23 protein-coding genes are annotated in these 19,992 nt (G+C 45.7%); 12 read left to right on the top strand and 11 right to left on the bottom strand.

Annotated features, from left to right (window positions below; translation table 11 throughout):
* Positions 1-45: 45 nt before the first annotated feature.
* Complete coding sequence (locus ACFPVS_RS06265; protein WP_378595510.1) at positions 46-954, top strand: AEC family transporter; 909 nt, start codon at positions 46-48, stop codon at positions 952-954.
* Positions 955-984: 30 nt separating this feature from the next.
* Positions 985-1,224, top strand: coding sequence for a glutaredoxin family protein (locus ACFPVS_RS06260; RefSeq protein ID WP_096295049.1), 240 nt, complete (start codon positions 985-987; stop codon positions 1,222-1,224).
* 633 nt (positions 1,225-1,857) lie between these two features.
* Here the strand turns inward: ACFPVS_RS06260 and ACFPVS_RS06255 are convergent.
* Positions 1,858-3,531: an AMP-binding protein gene (locus ACFPVS_RS06255; protein ID WP_378595509.1), complete on the bottom strand. Its 1,674-nt coding sequence runs from the start codon at positions 3,529-3,531 to the stop codon at positions 1,858-1,860.
* Between the two features lie 634 nt (positions 3,532-4,165).
* Here ACFPVS_RS06255 and ACFPVS_RS06250 point away from each other — a divergent pair.
* From ACFPVS_RS06250 to ubiE, 3 genes are read left to right on the top strand one after another with little or no spacing between them, the layout of a single operon-like run.
* Positions 4,166-4,405, top strand: a complete 240-nt coding sequence (locus ACFPVS_RS06250; RefSeq protein WP_096295050.1) for a cytochrome b6 — start codon at positions 4,166-4,168, stop codon at positions 4,403-4,405.
* Entirely contained in the window at positions 4,402-4,830 is a 429-nt protein-coding gene (locus ACFPVS_RS06245) for a gamma-butyrobetaine hydroxylase family protein (RefSeq protein ID WP_096295051.1), read from the top strand. The genes ACFPVS_RS06250 and ACFPVS_RS06245 overlap by 4 nt, the downstream gene beginning before the upstream one ends.
* 36 nt (positions 4,831-4,866) lie before the next feature.
* Positions 4,867-5,604: a bifunctional demethylmenaquinone methyltransferase/2-methoxy-6-polyprenyl-1,4-benzoquinol methylase UbiE gene (ubiE, locus tag ACFPVS_RS06240; protein WP_096295052.1), complete on the top strand. Its 738-nt coding sequence runs from the start codon at positions 4,867-4,869 to the stop codon at positions 5,602-5,604.
* Positions 5,605-5,680: 76 nt separating this feature from the next.
* Here ubiE and ygfZ read toward each other — a convergent pair whose 3' ends face one another.
* Both ygfZ and ACFPVS_RS06230 read right to left on the bottom strand, forming a co-directional pair.
* Complete coding sequence (gene ygfZ, locus ACFPVS_RS06235; RefSeq protein ID WP_123804257.1) at positions 5,681-6,541, bottom strand: CAF17-like 4Fe-4S cluster assembly/insertion protein YgfZ; 861 nt, start codon at positions 6,539-6,541, stop codon at positions 5,681-5,683.
* Positions 6,542-6,699: 158 nt separating this feature from the next.
* Positions 6,700-7,056 carry a RidA family protein gene (locus tag ACFPVS_RS06230; protein WP_096295053.1) on the bottom strand — a complete coding sequence of 119 codons (357 nt, stop codon included), beginning with the start codon at positions 7,054-7,056 and terminating at the stop codon, positions 6,700-6,702.
* 139 nt (positions 7,057-7,195) lie between these two features.
* On the opposite strand from ACFPVS_RS06230, the gene ACFPVS_RS06225 reads away from it, so the two are divergent.
* From ACFPVS_RS06225 to istB, 6 genes are all read left to right on the top strand, one after another.
* The gene (locus ACFPVS_RS06225; RefSeq protein WP_096295054.1) at positions 7,196-7,555 is read left to right on the top strand and encodes a DUF4870 family protein; all 360 of its coding nucleotides are present in this window, start codon (positions 7,196-7,198) and stop codon (positions 7,553-7,555) included.
* A gap of 91 nt (positions 7,556-7,646) precedes the next feature.
* The gene (locus ACFPVS_RS06220; RefSeq protein WP_096296101.1) at positions 7,647-8,522 is read left to right on the top strand and encodes a DMT family transporter; all 876 of its coding nucleotides are present in this window, start codon (positions 7,647-7,649) and stop codon (positions 8,520-8,522) included.
* A 294-nt stretch (positions 8,523-8,816) separates the two neighbouring features.
* Positions 8,817-9,260: a helix-turn-helix domain-containing protein gene (locus ACFPVS_RS06215; protein ID WP_378595508.1), complete on the top strand. Its 444-nt coding sequence runs from the start codon at positions 8,817-8,819 to the stop codon at positions 9,258-9,260.
* Between the two features lie 69 nt (positions 9,261-9,329).
* A complete protein-coding gene (locus ACFPVS_RS06210) occupies positions 9,330-9,674 on the top strand; it encodes a DDE-type integrase/transposase/recombinase (RefSeq protein ID WP_198345345.1) in 345 nt (114 codons plus the stop codon).
* Positions 9,675-9,695: 21 nt separating this feature from the next.
* On the top strand, positions 9,696-10,196 hold the full coding sequence (locus ACFPVS_RS06205) for a Mu transposase domain-containing protein (protein WP_378595507.1): 501 nt from the start codon (positions 9,696-9,698) through the stop codon (positions 10,194-10,196).
* Positions 10,197-10,330: 134 nt separating this feature from the next.
* Positions 10,331-11,062 carry an IS21-like element helper ATPase IstB gene (gene istB, locus ACFPVS_RS06200; protein WP_378595506.1) on the top strand — a complete coding sequence of 244 codons (732 nt, stop codon included), beginning with the start codon at positions 10,331-10,333 and terminating at the stop codon, positions 11,060-11,062.
* A gap of 56 nt (positions 11,063-11,118) precedes the next feature.
* Here the strand turns inward: istB and ACFPVS_RS06195 are convergent, their stop codons facing one another.
* From ACFPVS_RS06195 to ACFPVS_RS06160, 8 genes are all read right to left on the bottom strand, one after another.
* Positions 11,119-11,253, bottom strand: coding sequence for an S-layer family protein (locus ACFPVS_RS06195; protein WP_123804260.1), 135 nt, complete (start codon positions 11,251-11,253; stop codon positions 11,119-11,121).
* Positions 11,254-11,413: 160 nt separating this feature from the next.
* Complete coding sequence (locus tag ACFPVS_RS06190; protein WP_096295055.1) at positions 11,414-11,698, bottom strand: hypothetical protein; 285 nt, start codon at positions 11,696-11,698, stop codon at positions 11,414-11,416.
* On the bottom strand, positions 11,695-12,819 hold the full coding sequence (locus tag ACFPVS_RS06185) for a VENN motif pre-toxin domain-containing protein (RefSeq protein WP_378595505.1): 1,125 nt from the start codon (positions 12,817-12,819) through the stop codon (positions 11,695-11,697). Before ACFPVS_RS06185 ends, ACFPVS_RS06190 begins: the two co-directional genes overlap by 4 nt.
* A gap of 708 nt (positions 12,820-13,527) precedes the next feature.
* Entirely contained in the window at positions 13,528-15,399 is a 1,872-nt protein-coding gene (locus ACFPVS_RS06180) for a VENN motif pre-toxin domain-containing protein (RefSeq protein ID WP_378595504.1), read from the bottom strand.
* 9 nt (positions 15,400-15,408) lie between these two features.
* The gene (locus ACFPVS_RS06175; protein ID WP_233572253.1) at positions 15,409-15,948 is read right to left on the bottom strand and encodes an ankyrin repeat domain-containing protein; all 540 of its coding nucleotides are present in this window, start codon (positions 15,946-15,948) and stop codon (positions 15,409-15,411) included.
* A 119-nt stretch (positions 15,949-16,067) separates the two neighbouring features.
* On the bottom strand, positions 16,068-16,727 hold the full coding sequence (locus ACFPVS_RS06170; RefSeq protein ID WP_378595503.1) for a hypothetical protein: 660 nt from the start codon (positions 16,725-16,727) through the stop codon (positions 16,068-16,070).
* The gene (locus ACFPVS_RS06165) at positions 16,724-18,427 is read right to left on the bottom strand and encodes a hypothetical protein (protein WP_378595502.1); all 1,704 of its coding nucleotides are present in this window, start codon (positions 18,425-18,427) and stop codon (positions 16,724-16,726) included. Before ACFPVS_RS06165 ends, ACFPVS_RS06170 begins: the two co-directional genes overlap by 4 nt.
* A gap of 577 nt (positions 18,428-19,004) precedes the next feature.
* Positions 19,005-19,643 (bottom strand): VENN motif pre-toxin domain-containing protein, encoded by a 639-nt coding sequence (locus tag ACFPVS_RS06160; RefSeq protein ID WP_378595501.1) that lies wholly within the window; start codon positions 19,641-19,643, stop codon positions 19,005-19,007.
* On the opposite strand from ACFPVS_RS06160, the gene ACFPVS_RS06155 reads away from it, so the two are divergent.
* Positions 19,633-19,857: a hypothetical protein gene (locus ACFPVS_RS06155; protein WP_378595500.1), complete on the top strand. Its 225-nt coding sequence runs from the start codon at positions 19,633-19,635 to the stop codon at positions 19,855-19,857. The genes ACFPVS_RS06160 and ACFPVS_RS06155 overlap by 11 nt on opposite strands.
* The last annotated feature ends 135 nt before the right edge of the window (positions 19,858-19,992 follow it).

Raw genomic sequence — 19,992 nt, 5'->3', positions numbered from 1 at the left:
ATTCGCTTGTTTAACAGCATTTGATTTAGCATACTTGGATTGATTATGTCCGCCATTTTTACCATTATCGCACCGGTTTTTTTGATGATTGCCATCGGTTATGGCGTGATGCGGCAACAGATTTTCAGTCGTGAGCAGCTCGACGGCCTGGGTAAATTCGTTATCAAAATCGGTATGCCGATGATGGTGTTTAATGCTATTGCCACGCGGCCGATTGCCGATGTGTTCAAGCCTGAATATTTTTATGGCTATACGCTGGCTTCGGGTTTGCTGTTTTTTATCAGTTGGTATGCCACTAAAAAACGCGGCCTAGATCCGAAATTGGCCGCGTTAAACGGTTTGGCGGTAGGAATGTCGAATTCCGGTTTTGTCGGTTATCCATTGCTACTGATGGCGATTGGTCCGGCGGCGGGTGTGTATTTTGCCATGAACGTGCTGACGGAAAATCTGCTGCTTCTGCCGCTGATGTTTATTTTTCTGGATTTGGCCAAGGGCGGGCAGACCAATTATTGGGCATTGTTTACCCGAATTGGTAAAGGCTTGCTGACCAATCCGATTATCATCGCCATGCCCATCGGCTTGATTTTTGCTTTCGGTTGGCTGCCATTGCCGTCCTTCATGGACAAGCTTTCCGCTATGCTGGCAACGGCAACGTCACCGTTGGCCTTATTTATGATTGGCGGTAACCTTTACGGCATGAGTATCCGTGGCAATGTGAAAGACATGGCGTGGGTGACGTTCGGTAAATTGGTTTTGTGCCCACTGGTAGTGTTTGCCTGTTTGTGGCTGATGGGGGCGGATAAGGATATGCTGTTTGCCGGTGCACCGATGGCCAGCCTGTATGCGCTGTTTGGTGGTATTCATGGCTTTGCCAAGGAAACATTGGGGGTGATGTTGATGGCGACTTTGTTGTCGATTATCCCGATTTCGCTGGTGTTGATGTGGCAGCATTGAATATCATCGTAAAACGAAGGAAACGATATAATGAGATTGACTTTGATGTTTCGTGAGTATTGCAGCCTGTGTCACAAAATGCGTGATCAATTGCAGCCGTTTCAACAGCAATTTGGTTTTGAATTGGATGTGGTTGATGTCGATGAAGATCCGATTTTAGAAGAACAATACAACGAATTGGTGCCGGTGTTACTGCATGGTGATCAGGAAATTTGCCATTGGTTTTTAGAAGAAGACAAATTGGCTGCCTATCTTCAAGCACAATCTTAATGAGACGATGCCGTCTGAAATTTCAGACGGCATGATAGAAATGGTAAAGGTGCAACCCACACTATGGATGCACCTTGATTTTAATTAACGACTTTGCGCTTGTGCAGGAGTCGTCGGTTTGTTACCAAAAGAGGCGCGTTTGGCAGCCTGGAAAATGGACTGACGTCGACGATGTTGCATAAAAATACTTCCTTTCACTTTGTTGCTTTGTGCAGATTATGTTTTTTTATCAAATCTGCGATATTTATTGTGAGATGTTATGTTGGCATAATAGGCGTTTTTCACAGAATTGAATACAGCGATTATGTAAAGTTGCTGTGTTTTTCTGTTAGTCTGTATCATAGCGTAAGATGATGACAAAATTTTGACGTGGTATAAATAGGCCGAGACCTTTGCAAAACTCCCTAAAAACCCACAGCACAAAGAACCGACGTCATTAGCTTCGCAAGTCCGCTGCACGGGGGAAGTGCAGCGGACTTGCGAAGCTAATGACGGCTGTTTAGTTTTTTATTGGTGGTTCATGAGGTTTTGCAAAGTTCTCAGGCTGTTTGAAAAAGTTTTTGAACTTGCAAGTATGGGGGACAGTTCATTTTCAGGCGGCCTGACGGATATGGAGCCAATCCAATTTAACGCTTATTTTTTCAATGCTTCATCACGCAATTCGCGGCGCAGAATTTTGCCGACATTGGATTTCGGCAATTCGTCACGGAATTCGATGTCTTTCGGTATTTTATAAGCAGTCAGCTCAGTGCGGCAAAAATTGATCAATTCTTCTTTGGTGAGCGAATCATCTTTTTTTACGACAAATACTTTTAAGGCTTCGCCGGTTTTTTCATTCGGCACACCGATACAGGCGACTTCTAAAACCTTATCGTGGTGGGCGACTACTTCTTCGATTTCGTTTGGATAAACATTGAAGCCGGAAACTACGATGAGGTCTTTTTTACGGTCAACCAGTTTGAACCAGCCTTTTTCATCCATCACGGCAATGTCGCCGGTTTCGATAAAGCCTTTGCTGTCGATGGCCTTGGCAGTATCTTCGGGACGGTTCCAATAGCCTTTCATCACTTGCGGGCCGCGTACCCACATTTCACCCGGTTGGCCTTGCGGCACAAGTTTGCCGTCGCCATCGCGCAACTCGACTTCAGTAGAAGGAACAGGTAAGCCTATGCCCCCGCTGTATGCTTCGATATTCAACGGGTTGCAACATACCCCCGGGCTGCATTCGGTCAGGCCGTATGCTTCGACAATCGGTGTGCCGGTGATTTTTTTCCATTTCTCCGCCACGGCGCGTTGTGTGGCCATTCCGCCGCCTAAAGTCAGCTTCAGGTTGGAAAAGTCGATTTCGGCAAATTCCGGACGGTTTACCAAACCGTTGAACAGAGTATTCACACCAATAAACACGCTGATGCGGTCTTTTTTCATGTCGCTGATAAAGCTCTTCATATCGCGGGGGTTGGTAATCAAAATAATTTTGGAACCGGCATTCGAGAAAATCATCAGGTTCACCGTGAGCGCAAAAATATGGTAAAGCGGTAGTGCCGCGATGACCACTTCTTCGCCTTCGCGCAGCAGATTTTTAATCCATTCCGAAGCCTGCATCATATTAGCGCAAATATTGCCATGGCTGAGCATAGCGCCTTTGGCCACGCCGGTGGTGCCGCCGGTGTATTGCAACAGGGCGGTATCATCGCGGTTTAAATCAACAGGGTGGAAGGTGTGTGCTGCACCTTGTTTTAAGGCCGTCTGAAAAGTGGTTGTATTGGCAATGAGGTATTCGGGTACGATTTTTTTTACTTTGCGCAAAACAAAGTTTATCAAACTGCCTTTAATGGCACCAAACATCTCACCGACAGAGGCGATAATCACGTTTTTGATGTCGGTGCGTGGCAATACCAATTCCAGGGTATTGGCAAAATTTTCCAACACAATAATGGTGGTTGCACCACTGTCTTTCAGCTGGTGTTCGAGTTCACGCGGGGTGTAGAGAGGGTTGGTGTTCACCACGACCAAACCGGCTTGCAAAATGCCGAACAGCGCCACCGGATATTGCAGCAGGTTGGGCATCATGATGGCCACGCGTCCGCCGCGTTGCAGCTTTAAAACATTTTGCAGATAGGAGGCAAATTCGGTGGCGAGCTTGGCGGTTTCGTTGTAGCTGAGCGATTTGCCCATGTTTTGAAATGCCGGTTTCTCGCCAAACTTGGCCACACTTTTTTGGAATACATCAATAATAGATTGGTAACGGGTGATGTCGATTTCATGCGCCACACCGGTTTCATAACTTTGCAACCAAGGTTTTTCCATGGGTAATCAGTCTCTTGTGGTAATAATAAAATGGAAGAAAACCATTGATATGGTTTAGACGAATCGATTATAGCAGCCTAAGCGGATTGAATACAGAAAGGCCGTCTGAAATATTCAGATGGCCTGAGATAACAACTATCCGTGCTGTGTTCTCAACCTGTTGTGTAAACAACGCAATTGTTTTTCACATATAGAATTTGCTGTAGCGTTCGGTTTGTTTTTTGAGCTTTTGTCCGATGTCTTTTTTTTAAATTAAGCCAAACGTGTCATACCTCTTTGGCTCGTTTGAAACGGTTGTCGGTATTGTTGTGTGGTGAGGGCAGTTACGTGCTGCTTTAAGGATACTTAAATGGTTATTCTGCTGGCTTGGTATAGCCGGGCGGGTGAAGTAACGGTGATTTTATCCTGCGCGTAAGTGCCAAACGGCTTGATGTCGGTGCGGTGTCGGGTATTGTTGCGGGTGTTTATTGCAGTCTTGTCTTTCGGGCGCTGTAAACAACGCCGGCTTCTCTTACATTCATGCCGTCTGAAACAGTTTCAGACGGCCTAAGTAATTGTTGGAAAGCCATTTGAGGATTATCGAAATTTAACCGGAAAGCTGCTAAAATACCGTTTTCATCCCATCGGCTATCATATGACCAATCCGAAAATTCAAGCCAATACGCGCTATGCATTTGTGTGTATTGCGTTGATGATGCTGACTTTTTTGGTGTTTGTCTTGTTAATGGTTGCACCTTTGGGTTTGAGCATGAATCATCAAATTATTGCCATGCGCATTTCTTTGTATGCGCTGGTGCTGTTTGCTGTTTTGGGCGGTATTTTTTCCATCAGAGTGGCCATGCTGCGCAAAAACAGTACGAAAGTGATCAAATGAGCGAACCCCTAATCCCCGAAGAAATCCGTCTGCAAAACGGCCGCGCAGCCTTGACTTTGATTTACAATGGAGAGCACAAAAGCTTGCCGGCCGAGTATTTGCGCGCGTATTCGCCCAGCGCCGAAGTACGCGGCCATGCGCTCGGACAGGAAGTTTTGCAGACCGGCAAAGCCGATGTCACCATTATGGGCTTAGAGCCGGTCGGGCAGTATGCGCTGAAAATCACTTTTTCAGACGGCCACGACAGCGGCTTGTACGATTGGCCGTATTTACACAAATTGGCCTGCCAATATGACGAAATGTGGGCCGATTATTTGCGCCGCATTGAGTTGGCCGGTGCTTCACGCATTCGGACGGCTGAAGATTCGGCGGCGCCGGCTAAAACCGGTCATTCGTGCGGCGGCAGTTGCGGCTGCAGCCATTAAGATAGACACAACTATTCCATTTAAAGAAAGCAGATTATGAGCGACCACAAAACCCACTTTGGTTTTTCAACCGTCGATGAAGATGAAAAAGCCGGCAAGGTTGCCGAAGTGTTCCACTCGGTAGCGAAAAACTACGACATCATGAATGACGTGATGTCGGGCGGTTTGCACCGTGTGTGGAAGCATTTCACCATCAGCACTGCGCGCCTGAAAAAAGGCGATAAAGTGTTGGACATCGCCGGCGGTACAGGCGATTTGTCGCGCGGCTGGGCAAAGCGAGTGGGCAAAGAAGGTGAAGTATGGCTGACTGACATCAATTCATCGATGCTCACCGTTGGTCGCGACCGCCTGCTCAACGAAGGCTTGATTTTGCCGGTGTCGCTGGCCGATGCGGAAAAATTGCCGTTTCCGGATAACTATTTCAATCTGGTTTCGGTCGCTTTCGGTTTGCGCAACATGACGCACAAAGATGCGGCATTAAAAGAAATGTATCGGGTATTGAAACCGGGCGGCACACTATTGGTATTGGAATTTTCCAAGGTTTACAAGCCGTTATCAGGCGCATATGATCTGTATTCGTTCAAATTACTGCCGGTGATGGGCAAATTGATTGCCAAAGATGCCGACAGCTACCAATACTTGGCCGAATCCATCCGCATGCATCCCGATCAAGAAACGCTGAAGCAGATGATGCTCGAAGCCGGTTTCGACAGCGTGGATTACCACAACATGAGTGCGGGCATTGTGGCTTTGCATAAAGGTGTGAAATTTTAATTCTGAATGGTTGTGAACCAATCAATAAAGGCCGTCTGAAATTTCAGACGGCCTTTATTGATTTATTTATCTTCGCTTATTTTTTCGGCTCAACTGTAAAGAATAATTGTTCTACCGTTAAAGCATTGCCATCAGCATCGGTTAATGCGGCCTCGGCAGCAGAAAATTTAATCACGGCTAAATTCAAGCTGCCATCATCGGTGAGGGTAGTATTGATGATTTGACCGGCTTCTTCTTCACCAACCTTCACCGCAATACCTGCTGCTTCCAATGAGCTGCCGCGCAATACGGCCAAACCGCGTTTTACTTGGCCGCGATATTGGGCGCGGGCGATGATTTCTTGGCCCGGATAGCACCCTTTGCGAAAGTGAACGCCACCGATAATGTGTTGGTTGAGCATTTGCGCCACGGCGGTTTCTTTGGTGGCGAGGGAAATCCAAGCGTAACCGCTGCAAATTTCGTGCAGGTTCCAAGCATTTTCTGCGGCTGCGTCGTACGGCGGTAATTGTTCTGACAAGCCGACTTTGAAACGGCCTGTGTGCGGCAGGTTGATGCACCAAACATTATTTTGATTTTCTGCGGCAAACGCCAAGTTCGGTTCAACGGCGGTTGTGGCTTTGGCATCGTCAGCCAATTCGCCGGCCACAGCAAAATCAGCCAGCGGTTCAAACACTACTTTGGCACGAAGCACATACATACGCAATTTTTTGAGGATGGGTTCAACCAAATCCTGTGCCATCACCAGCAGCAAATCGTCGCCGCGGTTGAGCACAACCATATTGGCGAGCACGCGGCCTTTGGCTGTGTTGTAGGTGGCGTAACAGGCTTGGCCGGTGGGGAGGTTTAGAATGTCGTTTGATAATTGATTGTGTAGAAAATCAGCGCGGTCGTCACCGCTGACACGGACTACGCCGAAGAAAGGCAGACAAGTTTGCATGGTGGGGATTCCTTGGTAACAGTCACAAATAAGGTTCGCAATGGCAATGATATGGGGGCGTTATCACTAAAATAAAGACGGCAAAATAAAGATCGCCTGTCTTAGGCCGTCTGAATATCTAAAATATACAATGTCATTTTCAGATGGCCTTGAATCATTCATTTTATTTGAACAGCTGATACCTTGATTTCGACTTTCCATTCCGGTTTGGCCAGTTTGGCTTCTATACAGGCGCGGGCAGGAGAATGCTGCGGGTCGACCCATTCATCCCAAGCTTCGTTCATCACGGCGTAATCGGCCATGTCATTCAGATAAATGGTGGCTTCGACAATATGTTTCTTGTTTGAACCACATTGTTGCAGCCATGAATCAATTTGTGCCAACACGTCGGCAGTCTGTATTTTCGCATCGGCTTGTTCCGTGTTTTCAGGAACCATGCCGGATAGGAACACGAAGCCGTTGGCAACGGTGGCTTCGGATAGGCGCGCGTGTTGGCCGAAATATTCAACGCTCATGTCGGAACTCCTGATTTTAAAAATGATATATGGTATAGTAAACCATGTTTCACCGAAAGCAAGCGCAAGACTGGCACTTTTTTAAAATTTGAACCACTATAATATCAACACCTGCATAATTCAAATTTCAGGGACAAAGATGAACGACATTATTCCTCCCCAAACACCGGTTAACGATAACCGCCGAACTTATATGATGGTGATTTACGGCCTGTATGCGTTGACTGTTTTCACCGCATTTTCATGTATTATCGGTGTGATTCTGGCCTATGTGAAACATGACGACATGTGCGGCACGATTTACGAGCATCACATCAGCTACCTGATTAAAACATTTTGGGTCAGCGTTATCGGTTATTTTATCGGCGCGGTCACGATGTTTATCGGTATCGGTTTGGTGCTCTTGTTTATCGTGAGCTTGTGGTTTATTTACCGCGTAGTTGCCGGTTTTGTTAAACTGTACGACGGTAAACCGGTCTCGCCTGACGGCTGGCTGTAAATCTAATTTCACCCGCTTATTTTTCAGACGGCCTTTATGCGATTAAAGGCCGTCTGAAGTTTGTTTTAGCCCTTTGAATGAGAAAGAAAATATGCATTATCTTGTTGCCAGTATTTTGTGCAGCGTGTTGGTGTCGGTGTTGCTGAAGGTCGCGCGCAAACAGAAAATTAAAATCGAGCAAGCGGTGGCGGTGAATTATATTGTGGCGATTACGCTGACGATGGTGGTACTGAAACCGGATTTGAGCAATCCGGTAGGCTTTTTGCCGACATGGTGGTTGTTTGCCGCGCTAGGCGTGCTGTTGCCGAGTGTGTTTGTGATTATGGGCAAGGCGGTGGAAAGCGTTGGCATTGTGAAATCCGATGCAGCGCAGCGGTTGTCGCTGTTTTTGCCGATTGTCGCTTCGTTTGCCATTTTCGGCGAACAACTAACCGAGGGCCGTCTGATTGGTATTGCGTTGGCGTTCGTGGCGTTGTTTTGTCTGCTGTGGAAAGCCGACGGCAGCAAAAAATCAGGCGGCATTACCACGCAAATCGCTTTGCTGATGGGCGTTTGGGCGGGTTATGGCGTGATTGATGTTTTATTCAAACAAGTTGCCAAAAGCGGCACGGCCTTTGCCGGCAATTTATTGGTGGCATTTTGCTTGGCGGCGATTGTGATGTTTTCTTATCTGTTTTCCAAAGGAACGAAATGGACCAAAGAAGGCATCATCGGCGGCGTGTTGCTCGGCGGCTTGAACTTCTTAAATATTGTCACCTACATCAGTGCGCACCAAGCCATAAGCGATAACCCGACGCTGGTTTTTGCCGGCATGAACATGGGTGTGATTGTGTTGGGTACATTGGTCGGCGCGTGGATATTCAAAGAGAAAATCAGCAGTATCAACGCGGCCGGCATCAGCGTTGCATTGGTGGCCATTGGGTGTTTGTTTTATTGGGAACAGATTCGCCGCTTTGTCGGTATGTAGATTGAGAAATGAATTGGAATTGCTTTTAGTCATCAGAGGCCGTCTGAAACATTCAGACGGTCTCTGACTTTATGTTAGGAATTTGTTTGTTTATGTTTATTCATGTATGATTGTCAACATTAATGTTGACGATAGCCGGTGCTTTCGCCCGGTTTTTTTGCGTTTGTCGCATTTGTTCTGTTAACAGGCATGTAAAACTGCACTAGGAAATCAGGGAATGGGCATCTAAAAGTGCACCACCCTGATTGTTGATAAACTCTCCGTTTTTGCGGAGTTTTCCTAGAAATGATTAATATGGAAACTATTACCAAAGCACGCCGCCTATTTAATCAAGGTATGTCCATCAGACAAATCGCCAAACAGCTCAACATTAACCGTAGAACCGTTAATAAATATATCCATGCCCAAACGCTTCAACCGACCAAATACCGACGAAGCAAACAACACTATCCCGCATTAGATGAATTCATCAGTATTCTGCAACAATATTTAACGCAACAACCGACCTTACCATCCCGGCAAAGAATGTCTGCTCAGCACTTTGAATACCTTCAATCACTAGGATTTACCGGTTCATACAGTGCAGTACGCCGTTTTGTAGCTAATTTCTACAAAAAGCAGATACCTAATGTCACAACAGATGCTTTCATCCCATTAAGCTTTGAACCGGGTGAGGCTTATCAATTCGACCGGAGTACAGAAACCGTTAGACCGGCAGGTAAAATCTGCAAAGTTTAACCGGCACAATTCAGGCTCTGTCATAACAGAGCCTTCTTTTTATGTTGTTATCCTAATCAAACTGCCGAAATGTTTATTGATGCGCACAACCGTGCATTTGCATTCTTCGGAGGTATTCCTCAACGAGGTATTTATGACAACCTCAAGACCGCTGTCAGCAAAGTACTCAAAGGTAAAGAGCGGATATTGACCGACAGTTTTTACTGTATGTGCGGCCATTTTTGTATTGAACCAACTGCCTGTACACCCGCAGCCGGCCGGGAGAAAAGTCAAGTAGAACGTCAAGTCAGTATTTATCGCAAGCGTTTCTTCCGGCCAATGTTATCTTTCTCCGATCCGGAAGAACTTAATCGTTATCTGCCCGAAAGATGCAACAGTGATATGGCAAAACGCAAACATCCTCATTTCAAATAGCAGACGGTTGCAGAAATCTTCTTGCAAGAGCAAGAGAGCTGTCTAAAAGAGCGTATCCGTCCACCTTATGCCTACTGCCGTATCGTACAAACTGCTGTGAACAGTTATTGTTTAGTGAACTTTGAAGGTAACCGTTATAGTGCACCTTGTCATTTAGTGAGACGGCAGATCAGCCTTCATATTTATTTGGATAAGGTACAAATAGTAGATGGGCAAGAAGTCGTTGCCGAGTATGTAAGACTATCGGGAAAAGGTCAGACTGCTTATCAGCCACAGCATTATTTGCCACTGCTTAAACGTAAGCCGGGCGCATTGAGAAATGGAGAACCATTCAAACAATGGATATTGCCGCCTGCCATAAAAGAACTGCAAAAGCACTTGATGAAACAAAAATCGGGAGATAAAGCTATGGTAGAGATATTGTCACTCATTGCCGGACATGGAGAAGAAGTCGGTACAGCGGCTGCAGAGTTGGCTATGGAATGCGGTATGCCTACGGTAGCAGCAGTGCAGAACAATTAACCGGTTGAATGAACCGGTTATATCAAAATTCAACCTGCCTGATATTCCACTGAATATACCCGTTCAGACTGATCTGAACCGCTACAACAGTGTCTTGAAACACTATGGTCTAGAACATAGTAAGAATTAAGGATATGATGATGCAGAGAAATGAATATATTGCTGCATTAGAGCAATTAAAACTGAATGCTGTGGCAGAGCATTGGGATGAAATCGTTACCGACGGTATCCGTCGCAAACGCAGTACGGCAGATATTTTGGAGAGATTGATACAGACGGAGTTAACTCAAAGACATATTCGCAGTATTGAGTACAGGATAAAAGCAGCAAAATTTGCTCGACATAAGACTTTAGCGGACTTTGTCTTTGAACAATCAATGGCAGATGAAAGCCATATCCGCTTACTGATGCAGAACGATTATATCCGAAACAAACGCAACATTATTTTTATCGGAGGACCGGGGACTGGTAAAAATCATTTGGCCACAGCGACGGGCATTCATGCAGCTTCTGAAGGATTTAGGGTAAGGTACTTTAATGTATTGGATTTGGTTAACCATTTGGAGAAAGACCGAGATAGTTTGGAAGACAAAATGATAGGACAGTTGAGCCGATATGACCTTCTGATATTGGACGAGTTGGGCTATCTGCCATTTAGTCAAAAAGGCGGTGCATTGTTATTCAATCTGATTAGTCATTTACATGAAAAAGTCAGTTTGATGCTGACAACTAATTTGGTATTTGCCAAATGGGGGACTTTATTTGGCGATGAAACAATGACACAGGCTCTTATAGATAGGTTACTGCATCGTTGTGAACTGATTGAAACGGGTAATGAGTCATTTAGATTTAAAAATCGTTGTTGATATTGATTTAAAAGTGGTGCACTTTTAGGTGCTCATTGTGGTGCACTTTTACGTGACTATTGACACATCAGGGCTTTGAACTGGGATTCGTCGTTACTGTAGCTGTCGAGGCGGCGGTAACCGGTTAAGCGCACGATTTGCTCGTTCACCAGTTTTTGCTCGTAATAGCCGTCGCCCAGGCGTTTCATCAAAACAGGATTATTTATTGGGATAGGCCGTCTGAAAAAAGATGATAGATTTTTTCAGACGGCCTTGTGGGACGCACAACACGTGCGTGCCTGATGGCACACACGCTACGCCCCGAATAGGATATTGATGCTGGCTACGGCTTGCTACAGCTTACTATACTTGTCATATTTTTATGAAAATACTAACAATCAGAAAAATTAAAACAATCATAGCTGAAATAAAATTAACTCTTAATAATTTCAAATTTTTTTTATTTGAAATAGATTTTCTACCAAATAAAATTTTTAAAATTTTAAAATTCAAAGAACTGGAATAGACAAAAAAATCTATTAAATTAGAAATTTCTTTTTCCTCTTTGAATATCCTATATGAAACAAACAGATTTAAAATAGCCAAAACAATATAGATTACAAATAGAAAACCAAAAAAATAAGGAGATGAAATCATTTGTGGTCATCCTTTGATTCTGGCAAGTTAACAGTCCATTGATAGCCAACATTTGCACCTGCAAAAGCTCCTGCTCCTGTACCAACTTTACCGGTTACTATTAATGGCTGATTTCTCTCAAGATTTGCTCCAGCACATACTCCAACTACAACTGCGCCACCGCCGGAGCTACATACTTCTGAGAAGAAACCGTCTAGTCTAGATTTATTAGAAGCGGACACTCCTACAAATCCTTCTACTCCATATTCTGCAGTACCTGCAGCAGTTATTGTTACACTTTTATCTTGATTAATGGTAATACTAACATTAGCACCAAATCCCAAAGCAGCCGTTATTTCAGCAGTAATTGCAGCATTTGCTTTATACGCCTTTAACAACTCAAATAGTTTACTTTTCTCGGCAGCAGAACTATTTGCGTTAACAACAAATTGTTGAGCTTGTCGGTGCGCTATTTGTTGCAAACCACTTTGAGCATTTTGCGAAATTCCTAAATCTTGCATAGAGAAATTATTCTCTACCGCATTCCGTGCCCGCAGGCCGTCTGAAAACGCTTCCGCGCCGCCGCCCGAAGCCAGCCCCACCCCTGTGCCTGCCAGTTGCGCGATATTGCCTAAAACGGTTTTCTGCTCCGCACTCAGTTTCTCCGTGTCGCGGGTGCCGTACAGCCATTCCGACACATACGGTATCACCGCTTCCACCCCGCCCGAGCTTATCGCGGCGGTCAGGGCGTTGCCGTCCGATGCTTTCGCAGCGGCGGCGGCCAAAATACCGTGCGCCAACACGCGGGCGGTTTCTTTGTCGCCGCCCAATCTGCCGTTTTCGTCTACCAAGCCTTTGAAATACTGCCCTATGGCATAAGCTCCGGCGGGGTTGAGTGCGGCGGCGCTTATGCCCAAACCGCTCTCGGTCGGTGCCGCCAATGCACCCGCCACGCTGCTGATACCCACGTTCAGGTATTGCAGCTTTTGCACTTTATCGTGGTAATCGGCTTCGCTGATTTTTCCGGCTTCTTTTTGTGCTTTCAGTCGGTCTATCTGTTGGTTGACCTCTGTTTTGGCCTCCTGCACGTTGCGGCCGAAATCCTGACTCACGTTTCTTTGCAAAGCAATCTCGCGCTGCACTTCGTCTTTATCAAACGCATTGTTCAGACGGCCTGAATCTGCTTCGGCGGTTTCGTTGCGGGTGTCGGTGTATACCGCTTTTGCCTGTGTGCTGTCGGTGTCGCTGCCGATGACGATGTTGCGCGTTCCGATGCCGCTGCGGGTGAGAAAATACCGTCTGAAAAAATCTTATTAGTTTTCAGACGACATCAGATTCAAATCCTTAGAACGCGTGCGTGCTAAAGGCACACACCCTATCTGTGAATTTTAGAGTTTATGCAAGCTACAGCTTGCTTAAGCACCAAAAAATATTTTTAAAACCATAGCTATAATTATTAAAATAATAGCAGGAGACCACGCCTTCAAATATTCTAAAAAAATATTAGCTCTTAACTCTGAATTCACTTCTAAATAGCGGATTTCATTTAGAGAAACGTACCATTCTCCTTCATCTCCAATTACTCTTGAGTTTTCAATTCTGTTAGAAATATTGATTAATAATTTTAGAAAATTATCAGTTGGATTTTTTGTCCATAAAACTGAATCTTCATAGCCTAATATATTTTTAGGAAATTGATCATTATAAAAAAATTCAAAATCCCCATCTTCTTTTATTTGTGCTTTAAATCCAAACTCATCGGTGAGAAGCTTGAAGACAGCATCAAAATTATCTAAAAGAGCAGGTTGTTTTTTTAATAATATGTTTATCAGATATCATAACTAAATAACTCATTTTTTCTTATTTCCTTCATGATTATTTAATGTATTAACTCCAGATATAGTTCCTCCAATAGATGGCATCCTTCTATCAAATACCCCCCTACCTGGTTTATAAATAATGGGAACTCCCTGCCCATGGGTTTGATTATATTTTCTAATATGTGCTTCCCACTGCTTGGGAGTAGTCAAATCAGCCCATACTCCCGTTCCTTTCCAGCTTAAATCGGGTTGAAGACCTGTAGATTTATTCGCACCCTTAAAATAAGAACTGGCAGAATTTGATAATTTTTTTGCTTTTCCTTTCTTCTCACCTAGAAGTTCACCTGTCTCACGGTGAATTTTTGTACCTGTTGTACTTGCTTTTGATGTTATGTTTTTACTATTTTTAGCTGCTTGATTAGCAGCTTTTGTAGCTTTCGCAACATCTTGTCCAATTGCAATAGATTGCTTAATCGAGTTTCCAGCACGTTTTGCTTTAATTGCCGCGGAAGCACCTGCTGGAAGAAACGGAACTGCTGTCGCTGCACCATCATAGATTAAGCCTACTGTATCTAAGGCTGCTGAACCATAATTACCCTGAGAAACATTATAAGTTAAAGACGCTGCTCCAATACCTAGATTAACAACATCCCATGCAGTCTCTAAAGCATTATTCTCCACCGCCGTCTGCGCAGCCGTTCCCGCTGCCACAACATCCGCTGCGGAATTGCCGGTTACACCAACCGCTATCCCGCCCAAACTTAAAATATTCGACACAGCCTGTTTCTGCTCCGTCGTCAGTTTGCTGCCGTCTTTCTCGCCATATAGCCATTGGCTCACATACGGCGCGGCGGCTTCCGCTCCGCCCGCGCTTAGGGCGGCAGTCAGGGCGTTGTTGTCGCCCGCTGCGGCGGTGGCCGCGGCAATCACACCGTGGGCAACCACGCGTGCGCTTTCTTGGGCGGCGGTTAACCGGCCGTCTGAATTTTCGGCAGCCAATCCTTTAAAGTATTGGCCGATTTGGTAGGCGGCAGGGCTGGCTGTCGCTGCGGCGATACCCAATGCGCTGTCGGTCGGTGCGCTCAAACCTGTGGCCACGGCAGCTAGGGCTACGCCGCCTTTTTGCCAGTTGTCGGCCTTTTGATGGTGTTCATTGGCGGTTTGTACGGCTTCGCGGTAGGCGTTCAAATCGCCGTTTTGTAATGCTTGGGCAGCGTTGTCTTCCGCTGCGTTGGCGAGTGCTTTGTAGCCTTCGGCTTTGCGGTTGATTTCCGTTCTGGCTTCCTGCACATTGCGGCTGAAGTCCTGGCTCACATTCCGCTGCAAATCAATCTCATTCTGAACCCGTTCTTTATCAAACACATTTTTCAGACGGCCTGAATCCGCTTCGGCGGTTTCGCTGCGGGTGGCGGTATAGGCCGCTTTGGCCTGTGTGCCGTCGGTGTCGTTTGCAATCACGATGTTGCGCGTGCCGATGCCGCTCTTGGTAACGCCGCTTTGGCTGTCGCCGTCGTCACCGGCAAAGATGCCGCTTTGTTCGCTGATACTGCGGTGGTCGGCGTTGGTTTTGCTTTGGTTGTAGTCGGCAGTCGCGGATGCGCCGTAACCGACGGTTACCGAGCCGCTGAGGTTTTGCTGTTTGCTGCGGTAGACGGCGCTATCCTGTATGCTTTCGATGTTGAGGTTTCGGGTGCTGAGGGCAACGCCTTTGCCTTTTACCTGCGCGCCTTTGAGGGTGGTGCCGCCGCTGCTTTGGATCACGGTGCGGCCGGCTTCGACGGCGAGGAGGGTGTCGGCTTCAACGGTGCCGCCGTCGATGTTCACGTCTTGGCCGCGTAAGCGTACTTTACCGCCTTGAACCACACCGCTGTTTTGGATATCGGTGGCGGATAAGTTAAGCATATTGTTTCATCAATTTATAAATATCAATTTCCCATTGAGATGAAATGGCACTAGGCTTCCAACTTTCCAAAATAGTTTCATTATCATTAATAATATTATGGACATTACCTCCGTTTTTAGCATTAATTCCAATACATCCAACCTGTCTTTGGTATACCCAACCATAGATAAAGGGCGCAAGTTGTCAATATTGGGTATATTCGGATCTGCTCCTGCTTCCAGAAGGGCAATGGCCGCATCGGCGTTTTGCACCCGAAGCGCATAGTGCAGCGGTGTCATGCCGTAGCAGTCTTGGGCATTGACTGCTACGCCTTTGTCCAAGTAAAAGCGGATGGTTGATAAGGGGCATGCTTCTCCAAGATTAACTTTGTGCAAATAACTCCACCCTTCGAGAGGGGTGGTTGCTAATGGATTAAACCGGCCTGTTTCCGCTAGTTCTTGTAAGAAGGCTATATCTCCTTGATCGCCGGCGAAGGTTACTAACATTCCTACATCATTTTTATATTTTTCTTTCATTTCTTCGTAAAATTCAATATCTTGATTTTTCATATTATTTCCTTGTTTTTAAAAATTTTTCCATATCTTTTAGCAAGTGTAGGTTGGGTCATGACCCAACAATTACCTAGAGATATAAGGTTTTGTTGGGTTTTCAACCCAACCTACGCTTGCTACTTTTTCAAAATACTGCCATAAAGTTCAGCACGTTTTTTCCAAATCGGCAGCCACTCTGCTACGCGTGTACGATAAGGTTCGTAAATCGGTACGCCGCGTTTAATGGGTAATTCATTACGAATAAAACGTTCAACATAATCAAAATCCAAAATAACAGCACGCGCAATGCAATTCCCTAAACTTTCGTAGCCAAAATCGGTACAGGGATTGGGAAATTCTGCCTCAATCGGATAGTTACTGAGGAATTCTTTTTCATCGGGACTGCTGAAATAACGGTTGACTAAATCCAAGCCCCTCTCAAAAAAAGCACGGATATAGGCCTCTGCTTCAGGTCGGGTATGTACCAGTTCTCTATATATCATGACGTTATTGTGTGCATCTGGGCTAAGAATAAGCATTCGAGCCGTCCAATACTTACTGTAAAAAGCTTCTCCTTGAAATGACTCTTTAACAACTTGATTGACTGATTTGTTGTAAACAATAACGCTCGGTTCAGCAGACAAATGTAATACCCAAGACGGATCGATATGAATTTCTGAGTGTTTCAATTCTTTGTATTTGAATTTTGAACCGTGGTATGTCCAACCAACATGTTCTGAAGCTAGGTTCTCGCAAAATTCTTTCACATCTTTTTGATTCATAATAGATTTACTCATTTAAGGGGCTCGATTTGATACATTTTAGTTGGAGTTAGACCTTTAGATAAACCAGCTTGTTCAGCTTTTTTTCCCATGCTGACTGCGTTCCCCTTGATAGCTTCCAAATAATTGATTGCTTGCGAACGCTGTAAAGCGCGGTCTTTTACTCCTGTTTTCATTTCCAAACCAGCGAAGCCTTTATCATCTAACTTGATAGTACTTACTTTTCTTCCTGTTGCAATATCGGTTACCGTGTAGCCTTGAGGAACAGGAATATTTTGATTTGGTTGCCCATTCAGTACTTGGTCGATAACGGAGCGTTGTGCTGCATTTGGGCTTTGAATACTAACATTGGTAGTTACTCTGACATTTTGGTTTTCAAAACTTTGGATTGTGGCTTTTATTGATTCCTCATGCAGATTTCTTGAATGTGTAACGATTTGACCTTTGGGGGTTGGGTCAGGATTTCTTACCGCAACCTGCTTCCCATCAGCATTCACTACATAGTAACTGTTTTGAGGTTGGCCATTGCCATCTATACGGCGGTAAACCGTATTGCCCGAACCGTCTTTGTAAGTAGTGGCAACACTTCTGCCTCCCTTCGGCCCGATAAAGGTTTTGCTGGCCTCATCATAAATGTAATTATCAGGCAGAACCGAAGATTGGCGTTTCTGTAATTGGATATAACGGTCTATGGATTTTTGTCCCGTCAGCTGGCTGAATTTACGGCCAACCAAGGTTTCTGCACTCCATAAGGTAATATCGGCGGCATCTTGCACCAAAGGCGGACGGTTCTTGATAGGAGTGCCTAAAGAATCAATGACCTGCCTACCCCAGTTAGAGCGGTAAGTACCAAATAATTGTTCCGCTCCGTGTTTGCTTTGGGCATAACCGCCGGCAGTACCTAAGGTAGCAATGCCCGCGCCGCCAAGGCAGCCGACACCTGTAGTACATAATGCAGCCCCTCCAACTGCCGAGCCAACTGCCACAGCGGCTCCGGCTCCCGTATTGACAATGCCTTTGCCTTTGGTAATCGCACGGTCATAGCTGCTGCGCAAATCATTTGCGCTGTTCCAAAAACCATATTCAAATAATCCTTTGCCGGATTTGAGCAATAAGTTTTTTTCTGCTTGGTATCTGTCTCCTGATTCTTGCAATTCGCTCAATTGGCGATAATAAGGATCGGTTGTCGGAACGCCTTCTGCGCAACGAACAAGAGCACATGCTGCCGCATTCAGACGGCGTTGTTCCTCGGTACTTTTCCCTTGCTTCAAACGATTGAGTACGAGGGTCTCACTCGGATGCAGCTGCCTGTTATTCCAATCCGCATTCGCTCCCGTTACCGCACCGGCATTGCCGCCCAGCATATAGCCGACAGCTGCGCCGCCTACGGTATCCACAACGGCTTTGCCGGTCGGATTCAGGTTTTCCGCTGCTTGGTCGAGGTAGGGCGCGGCTGCGGATGCACCGCCCGCGCCCAGCGCGCCACCGATGCCGCCCGTTGTTAATCCGCCTACTGCTCCGTGCAGAATGCTGCGGCCGATGCCGCCTTCTTTCCAGGTTTCGTAGCGGCCTCGGTTGGTTTCAAGGTAGCCGTCTACCTGATTTAATGCCTGTTGCAGGTTTTCACGCTGTTGGGCATCTTGGGTTTGCGTCAGTTCGCTTTCGATGGCGGATTGGAGTATTTCCGCTCTTTGGAAGTCTTGGCTGTTGCCCAAGTAATCCGACAGTCGGGCAACGCCCTGCGCGGCGTTTTTACCGAATTCTTGCGTTACTTTCCTTTGCAAATCAATCTCGCGCTGAACCTTCTCTTTATCAAACGCATTGTTCAGACCGTGTAGGTACGGTTAGCCGCTTCCAGCGGCGTAACCGTACGAAATCCTATGAAATAAACAAAGCCGTTTGAAAGGTTTTAAGAAAACGGATTTCAGACAGCCTTGTTATTTTTATTAAAGTTTGCCGACGTGCGTACGGTTACGCCGCATAGGGCGGCTAACCGTACCTACGCTTGCTAAGCTTAGATATCAAAAAATACTGATATTGATAAAAATATAAAAGATATAATCGCAAAAAATGTATTAAAAATAAACAGGTTGGTTATTGTTTTACTTTTTAGCATCTTTCTTTTAAAGAAAATTTGATACATTATCGGATAAATACTATTGCTTTTATACATAAAATCCCAAAATCCTGATATTTTATTTTCAGACTTCAATATTTTATAGCATAATATGAAATGAAAAATTACTTGAACAAAATAAATTATGAAAAATATCGAGAAAAAGCTTAAATTTTTCATTTGTTTTCATGTCCTTGTTTTGTAGGATTCTTTAACTTCCAAGTTGATTGGTAGCCGATATTTGCATTTGCTTCAACTGGTATTACTCCAAGGCCAACGCCTAGCTTTAGTGTATGCATAACTGGGGCACCTTTTTCCAAATTGGCTCCTATACAGCCACCACCAGCGGCTCCTAACTTACCATTTACACAAACTTCTGAATACCAACCGTCTTTCCGCGATTTATCGGATGTAGTTGCACCAATAAATCCTGATACACCCGCCCCAGCAGTACCTGCAATTGAAATAATCAGATCTCGATTTTCATTGATAGTTACATTAACATTTGCACCTACTCCAAGAGCTGCTGTAATTTCTGCTGAAATTGCCTTATTTGCACCATAAGACCTTAATAACTCGATTAACTTACTTTTCTCATCGGGAGAACTACGGGCGTTTACGACAAATTGTTGAACTTGTTGGTGTGCCATTTGTTGAAGATTGTTTTGCGCATTTTGAGAAATTCCAAAATCACTCAATGAGAAATTATTCTCCACCGCCGTCTGCGCAGCCTGCCCGCCGGCTACCCAGTCCGATCCCGAGCCACCTGCAGCCGCACTTACCGCCACTCCGCCCAGGCTCAGAATGCCCGACACAGTTTCTTTCTGCTCCGCGGTCAGCTTACTGCCGTCTTTCTCGCCATACAGCCATTGGCTTACATACGGCGCGGCGGCTTCTGCGCCTCCTGCGCTAATTGCGGCGGTGAGGGCGTTGTGGTCTCCGGCTGCTGAGGTGGCCGCGGCGATGACGCCGTGGGCCACTGCGCGGGCGGTTTCTTGTGCGGCGGTTAATTGGCCGTCTGAATTTTGAGCGGCTACGCCTTTAAAGTATTGGCCGATTTGGTAGCGGCCGCAGGGCTGGCTGTCGCTGCGGCGATACCCAATGCGCTGTCGGTCGGTGCGCTCAAACCTGTGGCCACGGCAGCTAGGGCTACGCCGCCTTTTT

Origin of the sequence: Neisseria weixii (assembly GCF_042658245.1) — a bacterium.
GTDB classification, from domain to species: domain Bacteria; phylum Pseudomonadota; class Gammaproteobacteria; order Burkholderiales; family Neisseriaceae; genus Neisseria; species Neisseria weixii.
Note: the sequence above shows the minus strand (reverse complement) of the source record. Positions and strands in the feature narration are given on the sequence as shown.